The organism is Ruegeria sp. CF8 (assembly GCF_056537285.1).
In genome coordinates this window covers 410,795-424,154 of the sequence record NZ_JBQFRG010000003.1, presented here as the reverse complement: position 1 = coordinate 424,154, position 13,360 = coordinate 410,795, and the positions used below count along the sequence as shown (strand labels likewise).

At 57.7% G+C, this 13,360-nt stretch carries 10 protein-coding genes; 7 read left to right on the top strand and 3 right to left on the bottom strand.

What is annotated here, in order from left to right; translation table 11 throughout:
• Positions 1 to 3: 3 nt before the first annotated feature.
• Positions 4 to 882, top strand: coding sequence for a metallophosphoesterase (locus ACR0EV_RS09995; protein WP_480799945.1), 879 nt, complete (start codon positions 4 to 6; stop codon positions 880 to 882).
• A 219-nt stretch (positions 883 to 1,101) separates the two neighbouring features.
• On the top strand, positions 1,102 to 1,563 hold the full coding sequence (locus tag ACR0EV_RS09990) for a host attachment family protein (RefSeq protein ID WP_480799944.1): 462 nt from the start codon (positions 1,102 to 1,104) through the stop codon (positions 1,561 to 1,563).
• 42 nt (positions 1,564 to 1,605) lie between these two features.
• Here ACR0EV_RS09990 and ACR0EV_RS09985 read toward each other — a convergent pair whose 3' ends face one another.
• The gene (locus ACR0EV_RS09985; protein WP_480799943.1) at positions 1,606 to 2,157 is read right to left on the bottom strand and encodes an LOG family protein; all 552 of its coding nucleotides are present in this window, start codon (positions 2,155 to 2,157) and stop codon (positions 1,606 to 1,608) included.
• 127 nt (positions 2,158 to 2,284) lie between these two features.
• On the opposite strand from ACR0EV_RS09985, the gene ACR0EV_RS09980 reads away from it, so the two are divergent.
• The 3 genes from ACR0EV_RS09980 to ACR0EV_RS09970 all read left to right on the top strand — a co-directional run bounded on the left by ACR0EV_RS09980 (position 2,285) and on the right by ACR0EV_RS09970 (position 6,000).
• Complete coding sequence (locus ACR0EV_RS09980) at positions 2,285 to 3,661, top strand: LysM peptidoglycan-binding domain-containing protein (protein WP_480799942.1); 1,377 nt, start codon at positions 2,285 to 2,287, stop codon at positions 3,659 to 3,661.
• A gap of 77 nt (positions 3,662 to 3,738) precedes the next feature.
• Positions 3,739 to 5,544: an ABCB family ABC transporter ATP-binding protein/permease gene (locus ACR0EV_RS09975; protein WP_480799941.1), complete on the top strand. Its 1,806-nt coding sequence runs from the start codon at positions 3,739 to 3,741 to the stop codon at positions 5,542 to 5,544.
• A gap of 57 nt (positions 5,545 to 5,601) precedes the next feature.
• On the top strand, positions 5,602 to 6,000 hold the full coding sequence (locus ACR0EV_RS09970; RefSeq protein ID WP_480799940.1) for a DUF2147 domain-containing protein: 399 nt from the start codon (positions 5,602 to 5,604) through the stop codon (positions 5,998 to 6,000).
• A 43-nt stretch (positions 6,001 to 6,043) separates the two neighbouring features.
• Here ACR0EV_RS09970 and ACR0EV_RS09965 read toward each other — a convergent pair whose 3' ends face one another.
• Positions 6,044 to 9,832 carry an efflux RND transporter permease subunit gene (locus tag ACR0EV_RS09965; protein ID WP_480799939.1) on the bottom strand — a complete coding sequence of 1,263 codons (3,789 nt, stop codon included), beginning with the start codon at positions 9,830 to 9,832 and terminating at the stop codon, positions 6,044 to 6,046.
• Positions 9,829 to 11,055 (bottom strand): efflux RND transporter periplasmic adaptor subunit, encoded by a 1,227-nt coding sequence (locus ACR0EV_RS09960; protein WP_480799938.1) that lies wholly within the window; start codon positions 11,053 to 11,055, stop codon positions 9,829 to 9,831. Before ACR0EV_RS09960 ends, ACR0EV_RS09965 begins: the two co-directional genes overlap by 4 nt.
• Before the next feature lie 227 nt (positions 11,056 to 11,282).
• Between ACR0EV_RS09960 and ACR0EV_RS09955 the strand changes: the two genes are divergently transcribed.
• Together ACR0EV_RS09955 and ACR0EV_RS09950 are read left to right on the top strand one after the other, a co-directional pair.
• Positions 11,283 to 11,954 (top strand): hypothetical protein, encoded by a 672-nt coding sequence (locus ACR0EV_RS09955; RefSeq protein WP_480799937.1) that lies wholly within the window; start codon positions 11,283 to 11,285, stop codon positions 11,952 to 11,954.
• A gap of 46 nt (positions 11,955 to 12,000) precedes the next feature.
• On the top strand, positions 12,001 to 13,323 hold the full coding sequence (locus tag ACR0EV_RS09950) for a PQQ-like beta-propeller repeat protein (RefSeq protein WP_480799936.1): 1,323 nt from the start codon (positions 12,001 to 12,003) through the stop codon (positions 13,321 to 13,323).
• The last annotated feature ends 37 nt before the right edge of the window (positions 13,324 to 13,360 follow it).

The window sequence follows — 13,360 nt, the reverse complement described above, 5'->3', positions numbered from 1 at the left end:
GAATTGAACCGACGTCGGTTTATCAAAGGCCTGCTGGCGGTAACGCTGGCGGGTCTCATCACGTCAGCCTACGGGTTTTTCATTGAACCCGCGGTGCGGCTGCGCGTGCGCAAATGGCGCGTGCGTCGAGACGATTGGACCGCACCACCTCTCAGAATTGCCGTGTTGTCCGATTTGCATGTGGGCGAGCCCTATGTCGGGTTGGGTCGCATGAATCAGGTCGTCCAACGTACAAACGCGCTGGCACCGGATGTGATTTTGCTGCTTGGGGATTTCTTCGCAAGCCACAAAGGCGTCTCGGGCGCGGTCGACATGCAGGATCTGGCACCTGTATTGGCGGGGCTTGAGGCCAAGCACGGTGTTTTTGCTGTGCTGGGCAATCACGATTGGTGGGATGACAAGCCTGCGCAGCGCCGTGGGGCAGGTCCCAATCGATATGCTGAAATTCTGGAGCAGAATGGTATTTCGGTTTTGTCAAACGGGGCCACTAAACTCCACGCCCCCGGCATATGGCTGGCAGGGCTTGAGGATCAACTGGCGATCTGGCGCAACGGTAAACCGCAGGGATTGGACGATCTGGAAGGGACGCTGGCGCAGATCACCGACGATGCTCCGGTTGTGTTGATGGCGCATGAGCCAGATGTGTTCCCTAAAGTGCCAGACAGGGTGGCCCTGACCCTTTCGGGGCATACACATGGCGGCCAAGTGCGTCTGTTTGGTTGGTCGCCCGTTGTGCCGTCGAAGTTCGGCAACCGTTACGCCTATGGCCACATACGCGAAGGCAGGCGCGATTTGGTTGTTTCGGGCGGTATCGGGTGTTCCATCCTGCCAGTTCGGTTAGGCGTGACGCCTGAAATCACTGTCGTAGAGATGTCAGCCTAAAGGAATGATGATCCGCCGGTGAAAACCCGCCGACGGGCTTTTTTTCGGCACAACTGCATCTTGTTTGCCGTTCCGCAATGCACATCTTTGTAGGGCGGATGGAGAGAACCGCACACCAAATCAAACAATGATCGGGCTGCGCACCGCTGGTGCGTCAAAGAATCCGTATGCCCGGCAGGTCGAGGGATACCCAGAGAACAACCTTAACAGGAGATCGCAATGGTCGCACTTACACAGGGAACTTGGGTTATTGTTGCAGACGGAGAAAAAGCGTTGGTGATGGAGAATATCACCGATGCGGACGACCCCAATCTTGTCGTAGTCGCTGTCGAGGAACAGGATAGTTCGGCCGCAAAGCCGACTGACCGCGCTGGTCGCCGGAATGACGGCGGGCCAAAGCAGAAATCGGCCCTTGAGGACCCAACGTGGAAGACCCATGCAAAGTCCCTGTTTGTGCAGGATCTGGCGAATTTGCTAAATCGCAAAGGGCTGAAAGGCGCTTATGACCGGTTGGTTCTGGTGGCCAGCCCACATGTTCTGGGTCTGCTGCGCCGCCGTTTGCACAGCGAAGTGCTGGGCAAGGTCGTGGCTGAGGTCAACAAGACCCTCACCAATCACCCGTTGCACAAGGTCGAGCAGGTTGTGCGCCACAGCCTGCAACCCAAGGCCCGACTGGCCTGATCAGCAAGGCGGGCGGTTTTGCCGCCCGCACCGTTTCTGGTGTCAGTTCAGCTTGTCCCGCAAAGCGGCCATGGCCGTATCTGCATCTTCTGCCCATGTGATGAAATCTGCCAGCGACGCGTCGGCAAAGCCTTGTCCGATTACCTGATCCAGCAGTGTCCGCAACGCATCCCAATAGCCGTTCACATTCACCACGACGATAGGCTTGTCGTGCAGTCCCAGCTGACGCCATGTTAAGGCCTCGAACAATTCATCCAATGAACCCGGCCCTCCGGGCAGAACGACCACGGCGTCGGCGTTCATGATCATGACCTTTTTGCGCTCGTGCATCGTCTCGGTGATCACGAAATGGGTCAGATCGGTCTTTCCGACTTCCCGCTGAACCAGATGCACCGGAATGACGCCAAAGGTTTCACCTCCGGCATTCTGCGCGGCACGGGCCACTTCGCCCATCAATCCCACATCCCCGGCACCGTAAACCAGCCTCCAGCCTTCCTGAGCCAGCCGCAGGCCAAAATGCTGCGCAGTTTCAGAATAAGACTTCTCGGTACCATTGCGTGACCCGCAATACACACAGACTGATTTCTGAGACATCAAACAAGGGCTCCGGGGTTGTGTCAGAGGTTTTGACCCGTGATAGCGGGATTGATAGATTGCCTCAACTGTCCGCCGGAAAGCTTTTCAACGTAAAGCTTTTGCGCGGCGGCGTGAAAGGAAAAGAATGGACGCCAAGTCGGGAAACGGAAGCTCGGGCAACTTCATCTGGGGGGTGATTGCGGGTCTTGTTGCGGTATTGGGTGCGGGGGGCCTGTATCTTTCGGGTGTCTTCACCACTGCACCAGAACCTGATGTGAGTGCGCCGCAAGAAACAGCTTCTGCACCTGTCGTTGCGGAACCGTCTGAACCAGCGCCGGACAATGCCGAGGTGACGGAAGAGTCCGCAGTCACTGAACCGACCGAGCCAGATGCCGAGAAGCCAGAAGAAGCATCTTCGCCAGAGGAAGATACGGTTGAGCAGGTTGAGGCACCGGTAGAAGCGGAGGCGACTGAGGTTGCAGAGGAAGAAACCGCGCCCATGCCAGCATTGCCTCCGGTCCTTGATCAGATTTTCGTTGAAACCGACGGAACCGCGCTGTTGTCGGGCGACGCAGAACCCGGCAGTCAGATAGAAGTTCTGCTGAACGGCGAAGTCGCGCATTCCTTTACCGTGGATGGCAGCGGGCAGTTTGCTGAATTTGTGACGATCCCCTTCAGCGATTCAGCGCAGGGACTTGTTTTGCAAAGCACAGACGGGGTGCAAGCAACGCGATCCGACGACTATCTGATTGCCGCCTTGCCCAAGCCAATCGAAGAAGAACCTGTTGTCGAGGCATCGCCGGAACCCGAGCCGAACACGTCAGAAGATGAACAAGTCGCGGAAGTCTATGAAACAGAGCCCGACGCGAATACAGCAGCACAGGTTTCAGAACCTGAAACTACAGAACCCGAGGCTGAGACAGTAGAAACCGCTGATCTGCCCGCCGAAACGCCCGAGCAGGACCAGCAGGTTGCGGTGCTGCGGTCCGGGGAAGAGGGTGTTGAGCTTGTGCAGCCTCCGGTCGTGCGCGACACACCGCCCGAGCAGGTCGCCCTGGATACGATCGGATATTCTGACACTGGCGACGTGCAACTGACAGGCCGGGTTCAGGATGGGGCCGCTATTCGGCTGTACCTGAACAACCGACTGGTCGCAGATCTTGCCCCGGAACAAGATGGATCCTGGCGTAGCGATCTGGAAGGCATTGATCCCGGTGTCTACACGCTGCGGGTCGACGCGGTGAACACGGATGGTACGGTTCTCAGCCGGGTTGAAACCCCATTTAAACGTGAACCGATTGAGGTGCTTCAGGCCGCTACCGAGGCGGACCAGACAGGCGCGCCGCAAGAAACCCCATCAATTCGGTCTGTCACAGTTCAACAGGGTGATACACTGTGGGCCATTTCGCGCGACCGGTTTGGTGATGGGGTGCTTTATGTGCGGCTGTTTGAGGCCAATCGTGACTTGATACGCGATCCGGATCTGATCTATCCCGGGCAAATCTTTACAATCCCGGAATAATCAGCCCTTCTGGCCTTTTATGGGCAGGGGTCTATCTCTGACCGCAGACAAGGCACGAGATGAGACGCACAGCTCCTATGACTTCAGATGACATGGTGTCGGATGACGAACGCAGATCGGGCTTGCGGACAATCCGCAAGGTTGCCCCTTATCTCTGGCCCGACGACGAGCCGTGGGTAAAGCGCCGCATCGTCATCGCCATGGCGATGCTGGTTATGGCCAAGCTGATCGCGGTTTATACACCCATTCTGTACAAGGGAGCTGTTGACGCGCTGGCGGGCGAGGGTGTGCCGCCATTGGCGCTGGGCGCAGTTGGATTGACTGTGGCCTATGGCGTTGCGCGTATGATGACGGTGGGTTTCCAGCAGTTGCGGGATGCCGCCTTTGCCCCCGTCGGGCAACGAGCCCTACGCGCGCTTGCGCTAGAGACGTTTCAACACATCCACAACCTTTCCATGCGCTACCACGTGACGCGCCGTACCGGCGGGCTGAGCCGTATCATCGAACGGGGTGTCAAAGGGGTCGAGTTCCTGCTGCGGTTCCTGCTGTTCTCGATCGGACCACTTATTCTGGAGCTGCTGCTGGTCGCCATCATCCTGATGTGGCTGTTCGATGTCTGGTACCTGGTTGTCGTCGCCGTCACCATTGGTCTGTACATCTGGTTTACTTTTGCCGTGACCGAATGGCGCGTGAAGCTGCGGCGCGAGATGAACGATCAGGACACCGAGGCCAACCAGCGCGCCATCGACAGCTTGCTGAACTTCGAAACCGTCAAATATTTCAACGCCGAAACCCGCGAAGCTGAACGGTACGACGTGTCGATGAAGGCCTATGCTGGGGCGGCGCTGAAGACAGCCTATTCCCTTGCCTTTCTGAATTTCGGACAATCGTTCCTGATCACCTGCGGTTTGATTGGGGTGATGGTACTGGCCGCAATCGGGGTACAGAACGGCAACCTGACTGTGGGCGACTTTGTCATGGTAAACGCCTACATGATCCAGATTACCGTACCCCTGAACTTTCTTGGGACTGTCTATCGGGAAATCCGGCAGTCATTGGTCGATATGGGGCAAATGTTCGACTTGCTTGAACAACCCGCCGAAGTCACAGACAAGGCCTGCGCGCCGAACCTGAAGGTAAACGGCGGCGAAGTCACGCTTGAGGACGTGCATTTCGGCTATGACCCGGACCGCGAAATCCTCAAAGGTGTATCCCTGACCGTACCTGCGGGGAAAACCGTGGCCATCGTCGGGGCAACGGGATCTGGAAAATCGACCATCGGGCGGCTCTTGTTCCGGTTTTATGATGTGACCAAAGGGGCGCTGAAGATCGATGGTCAGGACATTCGCGACGTGACCCAGACCAGCCTGCATGCTGCTATCGGAGTTGTCCCGCAAGACACGGTGCTGTTCAACGACACGATCCGCTACAACATTGCCTATGGCCGCGACGGCGCCTCCATGGAAGAGGTGGAAGCAGCGGCCAAGGCGGCACAGATTCACGACTTCATTTCCTCACTGCCCAAAGGGTATGACACCAAGGTGGGTGAGCGGGGCCTGAAGCTTTCGGGTGGTGAAAAGCAGCGTGTCGGAATCGCGCGCACCTTGCTGAAGAATCCTCCGATCCTTCTGCTGGACGAGGCGACCTCGGCGCTGGATACGGATACCGAACAGGACATCAAAGATGCCCTGGCACGCGCGGGTGAGGGGCGGACAGTGATCACAATCGCGCATCGTCTGAGCACGATCGCCGAGGCCGATCAGATTGTGGTTCTGGAGGCCGGCGAGATCATCGAACAGGGTACGCATGATCAACTGCTGGCAAAGTCCGGGCGCTATGCTCAATTGTGGAACCGCCAGCAATCAGACGGTGAAGCGGCTTGAACCTCATTTGTCATTGCAAACTGTGATAGGATGCGATGAGTGAAAGAGGTGGCTGCGATGATAGGAAGATTGAAAAAACGGCTGCTGCCGATTTTGATAGCGGTTTTTCTTCCTGTTACAGTTGCAGCAGATCCCATCGTTGGGGTCTGGAAAACCGAACCGGATCGAAAGAACCTGACCTCACACATCAAAATCTCGTCTTGCGGAAACAAATTTTGCGGTCAAATCCTTTCGGCTTTTGACGCCGCGGGCAAAGAAGTCCAAACGCCAAACATTGGTAAAAAGCTGTTCTGGGATGTTGCCAGCGAAGGTGACGGAAAATACGGCGGCGGAGAGTTCTGGGTTCCTCTGATCAACGTGGATGCTGTGCCGCAAATGACTTTGCAGGGTGACAAGTTGTTGGTCAAAGGGTGCGAGCATGAGATTTGCGCGCATCAGACATGGTCTCGTCTGTGAGCTCAGCCAAATAGAAAAGGACCGGAAACTCCGGTCCTCTTGTTTATTCAGCGGCCTTCAGCGGCGGGCCCGAAGGGTGATCAGGTCGATCCGATCCGCTGTCCTGTTCCGGCCGTCCTGATTGCGTTTCATCCTCCCACACAATCTCGGTTGCCTGCATTTGACGGGCGGAGCGCCCAATGGCCATATCCTGCGCAATCTGGCTGGATCTGCCTGCGGTCACGCGCGCCAGCAAGCGGCTGAGCCACACCGCATAGGTCGTCACCCAAACACGCAACGCCAAAAGCGATGGTGTCACGATCAGGGTCAGTACAGTGGCAATACCCAAACCAAAGACCACCGCCGTCGCCAGCTGTTTCCACCACAGGGCAGTGGGGCTGTCGATGGAATAGCCGCCATTGATAAAGTCCAACGACAGGCCAAACATCATCGGCGTCAGACCGGCCATTGTCGTGAGTGTGGTCAGCAGAACCGGACGAATGCGCGATTCCGCGGTGCGGATGATCGCCTCGATCCGGGGCATGTACGTGCTGTATTCCTGATAGGTATCGATCAGGACGATGTTGTTGTTCACCACGATCCCCGCCAAAGCCACGATGCCTGTGCCGGTCATGATAATCGAGAACGGCTGTTCCATCACGATCATGCCGATCAGAACCCCCGTGGTGGACAGAACAACAGCTAACAGCACCAGCACCGAATTGTAGAACGAATTGAACTGGGCCAGTAGGATCACGAACATCAGCCCCAGCGCGCCCATGAAGGCGTTCACCAGGAAGGCACCGGATTCTGCTTGTTCTTCCTGATCGCCGGTCCATTCCCAACTTATGGAATTGGCAAAGGGGCCCGTTTCAAGCCATTCGGTCAGAACCGCGATCCGTTCATTCGGGTTGATTAACGCAAACTGAGCGTCTCCGCCCTCAACCGTGCTGACGAGTTGATCCACGCTATCGGCGCCAGTCAATTGAACCAACTCGTAGGACTTGCCGCCCCCGCTGTTGAGGACCGTGCCGGTGGGGGTATAGCCTTCGGCAACTTCCCGAACCACGGCAAGACGGATGAGTTCACCATCAGGGCCTTCAGTCGTAACCTTGCTCAAGCCTGGTTCAACGTCGGCTTTGACATCGTAGTACCGTTGTTGGTCCACTCGATTGATCTCGGCCAGTTTCGCCACCGGCTTACGGCTCACGAAATTCGACAATGGCACCAAACCGTCTGGGGTACGAACCTTGAGCGTGTCCAGTGTGGACAGAACGCGATCTTCTTCGGGCAGGCGAACACGGATTTCAATCTCTTCATCATTGCTGTCCGGGCGCATCTCGCCCAGCAGAATACCGCGTGTCACCAACTGCACCATGGCCCCAACCGTCGCCACGTCAGCTCCGAACCGACCGGCCTTGGCGACGTCCACATCGATTTGCCAATCGATGCCGGGCAAGGGCAGGGTGTCTTCGATCTTGATCAGTCCCGGCGTGGTGTCGAAAACCTCGCGCGCGGTGAGCGTCGCTGAGGTCAGATCCTCCCACCCGTCACCCTTTATGCGCAAATGCACAGGCTTGGCCGAGGCCGGGCCTTGTTCCAATGGCAGGATCTCGACAACGATGCCGGGGATCTCAGCCAGTTGCGCGTTAAGCTCGTCAATCACGAAGTCGCCGTCAAATTCAGGCGCAACAAAGTGGCGATCAAACAGGCCCCACAGAACGGATTCCGAGACGTTGGGGCGGTCTTCCCAAGGGATGATCTCGAACTGAACACGGCCCACTGTATCGGCAGGTTCCTGAGCGCCCCCGTTGTTCTGGTTCAGACCGCCTTCGCCCGCGAACGAGAACACGTTGATAACGGCAGGGTGGGCGGCGATCACATCCTCTGCCGCCAGGACCATGCCATCTTTTTCTGCAAGCGAGATGTTCCCCCGCGCGCGGACATAGGCAGTGGCCTGTTCCGGTTCGCTTTCTACAAAGAACTCAACGCCACGGGATTCTTGCGGGAACCAGACGAAGGCCACCGAATAGACCGCAAAGAAAACTGCAGCCAGAGACACGATGGGCATGATCGGATTGCCAACAAGGAACTTGACCACATGGCCAAAAGGTGTGTGCTCGTCAGCTGTATGAACGCGCTCTTCCGCTTTGCGTTCGATCTTGGCCGCGCTCAGGGTCACGGATCCTGCAAAGGCCCCGAACAGGAACAGAAGTGCACCAGAAATTGAACCGCCCGGCAGCAGATAATCCGGGTTCAGGGTCTGCATCGCGCCCAGAAAGATCATGTACAGCGAAGGAGGCACCAACACAGCCCGCAGCCACCAGGGCGTGCGTGCGCGCAACCAGATCGACGAGCGGTCGAAGATGCGGCTCAGCCGCCCTGACACGCCGCCCATAACCGGCAGATAAATCAGCGCCACGATCAGTGACGCCGACAAAACAAAGATCAGAGTAACGGGCAACATTCCCATGAACTCGCCCGGTACGCCGGGCCAGAACAGCATGGGCAGGAAGGCGCAGAGCGTTGTCGCAGTCGACGACACGATGGGCCAGAACATCCGCTGTGCAGCCTCGACATAAGCGTGCATCGGCCCGACGCCCTGCTTGATGCGCTTATCGGCGTATTCCACGACGACGATGGCACCGTCCACCAGCATACCGACCGCCAGAATAAGACCGAACATCACGATATTCGAAATGCTGACACCCATGACCGCCAGGAAGGCAAAACACAGCAGGAATGAGGTAGGGATCGCAAATCCAACCAACAGTGCAGCTCGCGTGCCTAGCGAGGCTAGCACCACGATCATCACCAGTGCAATCGCGGTCAGAACCGAGCCTTCCAACTGGCTGACCATCGAACCCACGATGCGGCTCTGGTCGTTGGACGTGCCGAGATCGACGGCGGCCTGAAGTTCAGGTGGCCACTTTGTTTTGGCTTGCTCGATGGTCTCTTTGACCTGAGCAACAGTATCGATCAGGTTGAAGCCCTTACGCTTTACCACTTGCAGGGCAACAGTTGGTTCACCGTTAAACCGGGCCGTACCGGCACGGTCTTCGAAGGTGTAGTTGATTTGCGCCAACTCACCCAAAGTCACAACCCGGTCGCCATTGACCTTGATTGGCAAGCCATACACGTCCTGCGCGGTTTTGAACGACGACGGGATCTTGACCGAGAATGTACCCTGCGCGGTTTCAACCTCACCCGCCGCAATCAACTGGTTGTTGTTGCGGACCACATTGATCAGCTCATCTGCGGTGACGTTGTATGCCTCAAGCCGCAGTGGGTCGATCACGACCTCAAGCATCTCGTCACGGTTGCCCGCGATGCCTGCTTCGAGAACGGAATCCAATGCCTCAAGTTCATCCTGCAAGTCTTTGGCAACGCGCGCCATTGTGCGTTCAGGAACCGCGCCGGTCAGGTTCACGATGACGATGGGAAATTCGGAAAAGTTGATCTCGGTCAGCGAATACTGTTCCGCACCTTCCGGGAAATCCGCCTGCGCCGAATTCATCGCGTCGCGGACGTCGGCCATGATCGCGGTTTTGTCCCAGCCGAAATCAAACTCCAGCGCGACCCCTGCATAGCCTTCGGCGGCGGTCGACGTCATTTCCTTCAGACCATCGAGATCCGCCAGCTCGGTCTCCATTGGCTTGATCAGCAGGTTTTCGGAGTCTTCTGCCGAAATGCCGGGAAACTGAACCGAGACGAACAGGGCAGGAATTTCAATGTCCGGCTCACCCTCTTTCGGCAGCGAGACATAAGCAAACCCGCCGATGACCAGCGAGATGGCGATAAACGCCAGGACCATGCGGGCTCGATGAGCGGCCCAAGCAACAACACCCGTCATTGTGATGCTTCCCGATAGGTGGGTTTCACAGTGACGCCGCGGGTCACAAATTCTTGCCCGACCACGATGATGTCAGCCGTTTCCGGGAGCCCACCGATCCAAACGCCTTCTGCGGTGTCGCGCAGAATCTGGACTGGCTTGAAGTCGACAATGTTGCCTGCGCCCACCGTGCGCACACCCAATTGACCCTCATTGCTGAGCGTCAGCGCGGATTGCGGCAGCAGATGCGCCTTGGCCCCTTCGGCGGCGATTTGAATGGTTGCGGTCTGGCCGTCACGGATGGTCAGATCCGGGTTGGGGACAGTGATCTCTACCTCGAATGTCCGCGTTGTCTCATCGGCCGAACGGCTCAGGAACGTAACCCGTCCAGTAAGTTGCCGTCCAGTCACAAGCGTGGCGGCTGCCTCGGAACCGACCACCACGCGGTTGACCTCGGTTTCGGGCACAAAGCCCACCAGCTTGATCGGATCCAGCTGAATGACCGTCGCGCAGAGCGATCCGGGTTGCATCAGGCTGCCAAGTTCAGCGGTGTCGCTTTCCAGCAGGCCCTTGAAAGGTGAGGTGATGACCACGCGACCGGCCTCGCGTTGCGCAGCCTCAACAGCGGCGGCTGCGGCTTCAATCCCGGCTCGGGTAGCTTCCAAACCGGCCTCAGCCGACTTCACCCCGGCTTTCGCGGTGCTCATCGCGGCTTCGCTGGAAATCCGGCGGGTTTCCGAGGCAAAGCCGGTTTCAGCCAACTTACGTGAAGCGGTCAGGTTGATCTCGGCCTCGGCCACCAGCGCATGGGCTTCTTGCAGGCGGGCTTCGGCTTCGGGGATGCGACTTTCGGCCTCGAGCTTGCCCGCCATGGCTTCGGCCAGCTGGGCCGGACGCGTGCCGGGGTCAAGCTCACACAGAATGTCACCAGCCTCGACAAAAGCACCCTTGCGCTTGGGTTCAGAGATAACGGTCGAGGTTGTTTCCGACAGAACTTCTACTTGCCGGTTTGCCTTGGTCTGGCCACGCAGCAAAACGGCGCTGTCGATCTCGCGGGCTTGCGAACGCAGGGCAACAACGCCCACTGCCGCAATTTCAGAATTCTCGGGTGCAGCGGCTTCACCTTGTGCGGTTTCTTCGCCCTCACCACGTCCAGCGAAGGCAAACAACGCATCACGCTCGAATACAAGAAAATACAAAGCAACAATGACCAGAATGGCGTTGATGAATGAAATCAAACGCATACGGGGATTCTCCTAGAATTCTTTGCCCAAGAACACGAGACGTTCATGCCTTGAAATGGGGCTTTGGCTATGTCTTTTCTACACTGAACTGAATAGTTTGGTTCACTTTTTTTCGCAAGAGTGATGCCTGTGGGTTAAAATGTGCAAATTCGGACCCTTGGCTTGGCGTTGGTGCCGGGGTATGACATGGCGCACCAAGACAAGATATACAGCCCAGGGGGCAGGGAATGAGCGACACAGACAGTTTCATTGATGAGGTCACGGAAGAGGTACGCCGCGACCGCATGTATCTGCTGTTGCGCCGCTGGGGCTGGGTTGGTGTGGTTGCCGTCGTACTCATCGTTGGCGGTGCGGCCTTTAATGAATACCGCAAATCCCGTGATACCGCACAGGCGCAAGATTTGGGGGACTCGATTCTTGCTGCCCTGACCCAGAATGGTTCCGATGCGCGGGCCGCTGGATTGCAGAGCATTGAGACAGTATCGCCCGGCGGAGACGCCGTTTTGAACATGTTGCTGGCGACCGCGCAAATCGAGGCCGGATCGCGCGAAGAAGCGGTTAACAGTCTGAATGCAATTGCGGTACAGGGCGATCTACCCGAGATCTACCGTGCCATCGCAAGCTTCAAAGCCTTACTGCTGCAAAGCGACACCTTGCCCGCAACTGACCGTCGGCAGCAGTTCGAAGCGCTTGCGGCGCCGGGTGCTCCGCTGCGTCTGCTCGCGGAAGAACAGCTGGCGCTGATTGACGTGTCCGAGGGCAATGTCGAGGCGGCACTGGATCGTTTGCAAGCGCTGCGGCAGGATGCTGAAGTTGGCATTGATCTGCAGCAGCGCGCGGCGCAATTGATTGTCGCGCTGGGCGGCGAACCAGAACCCCTGGTGGCGCAACAGGGCTGATCGGGCGGTGAAAGAATACATATTTGACAGGCGAGTTCGGAATACCATGGTAACAAGACTATTCTCCCGCGTGGGACTGCCGGTCGCGGCATTGGCTTTGACTGCATTGACCGCCTGTGAACAACCAGAACCCATTCTCCCCGGTGAACGCGAAGACATCCGACCCTTGTCGGATTTAGAGACAGTTGAAAAAAGCGGCTCTCAGCCGATCAGCCTGCCGTCGCAGCAGGCGAATGCCAGCTGGTCGCAAAGCCCAGGAACGCCCGCCTATCGGACGACAAACGCCGCTCTGCGCGCGACGCCGCAGCGGATCTGGTCCACTTCGATAGGGCAGGGTGACTCGCGCAAGCAACGTATCACCGCTGAGCCAGTCGTTGCAGGAGGGCTGATCTATACGCTGGATGCCGGAGCAATCGTTTCGGCGGTAACGCCTCAGGGTCAGGTTGCCTGGGAAACGGATCTGATCCCTGCAACTGACGGGGATTCCGATGCTACGGGTGGCGGCATGGCCTATGCTGACGGTGTTTTGTACGTCTCGTCTGGCTATGGTCGCCTGACTGCGCTTGACGCTAAAACAGGTGCCGTTCGCTGGCAGAAACGTTTGCAAGCCACCGGAAGCGGCGCACCGCTTGTCAACGACGGTCTGCTCTATTTGGTGGCCGGGGATGAAACCGGATGGACCATTGCAACCAAGGATGGCCGTATCGCGTGGCAAATCGAAGGCACGCCCAGCGTCGGTAACGTGCTAGGTGCACCTGCGCCTGTGATCGCCTCGGATTTGGCGGTATTTGCTTTTGGTTCGGGCGATGTGGCCGCAACCTTCCGCCGGGGTGGCATTCGCCGTTGGAACGCGTCGGTTGCCGGTGGACGCCGGGGGCGGGCCGCTGCGCAAATCGTTGATGTGACCGGCGGTCCTATGGTGTCCGGGGACACGATCTATATCGGCAACCATTCGGGCCGGACTGTCGCTTTTGACGTGGCAACAGGCGAACGTCGTTGGACAGCTGACGAAGGGGCCGTGGACGCCGTATGGCCCGCTGGCAACAGCATCTTCCTGATCAGCGACCGCAGCCAGTTGGTACGTCTGAACGCGGCAGATGGCTCTGTCGTATGGGCGCAGGATCTTCCGGGCTTTGTAAAAGACAAACGTGGTCGTCGTGGCCCGATCTTTGCGCATTACGGTCCGATCCTGGCTGGCGGTCGTATTGTGATTGCATCCAATGACGGATATCTGCGGTTCTTCAATCCGGTCGACGGAACGCTGGTTCATCAGGTCGAAGTACCCGGAGGCGCGACTACAGCGCCGGTTGTTGCGGGTCAAACTCTGTATGTCGTTTCGACCAAGGGTGATCTACACGCTTTCCGTTGACGGAAAGATGCGCTAAAGGGCGCATCTTGAGTCTTGA

Bases quoted from the DNA above. Each gene is read 5' to 3' on its own strand.
- ACR0EV_RS09990 (WP_480799944.1), top strand. From the start codon at position 1,102: ATGGTCGCACTTACACAGGGAACTTGGGTTATTGTTGCAGACGGAGAA.
- ACR0EV_RS09985 (WP_480799943.1), bottom strand. From the start codon at position 2,157: ATGTCTCAGAAATCAGTCTGTGTGTATTGCGGGTCACGCAATGGTACC.
- ACR0EV_RS09980 (WP_480799942.1), top strand. From the start codon at position 2,285: ATGGACGCCAAGTCGGGAAACGGAAGCTCGGGCAACTTCATCTGGGGG.
- ACR0EV_RS09975 (WP_480799941.1), top strand. From the start codon at position 3,739: ATGACTTCAGATGACATGGTGTCGGATGACGAACGCAGATCGGGCTTG.
- ACR0EV_RS09970 (WP_480799940.1), top strand. From the start codon at position 5,602: ATGATAGGAAGATTGAAAAAACGGCTGCTGCCGATTTTGATAGCGGTT.
- ACR0EV_RS09965 (WP_480799939.1), bottom strand. From the start codon at position 9,832: ATGACGGGTGTTGTTGCTTGGGCCGCTCATCGAGCCCGCATGGTCCTG.
- ACR0EV_RS09960 (WP_480799938.1), bottom strand. From the start codon at position 11,055: ATGCGTTTGATTTCATTCATCAACGCCATTCTGGTCATTGTTGCTTTG.
- ACR0EV_RS09955 (WP_480799937.1), top strand. From the start codon at position 11,283: ATGAGCGACACAGACAGTTTCATTGATGAGGTCACGGAAGAGGTACGC.
- ACR0EV_RS09950 (WP_480799936.1), top strand. From the start codon at position 12,001: ATGGTAACAAGACTATTCTCCCGCGTGGGACTGCCGGTCGCGGCATTG.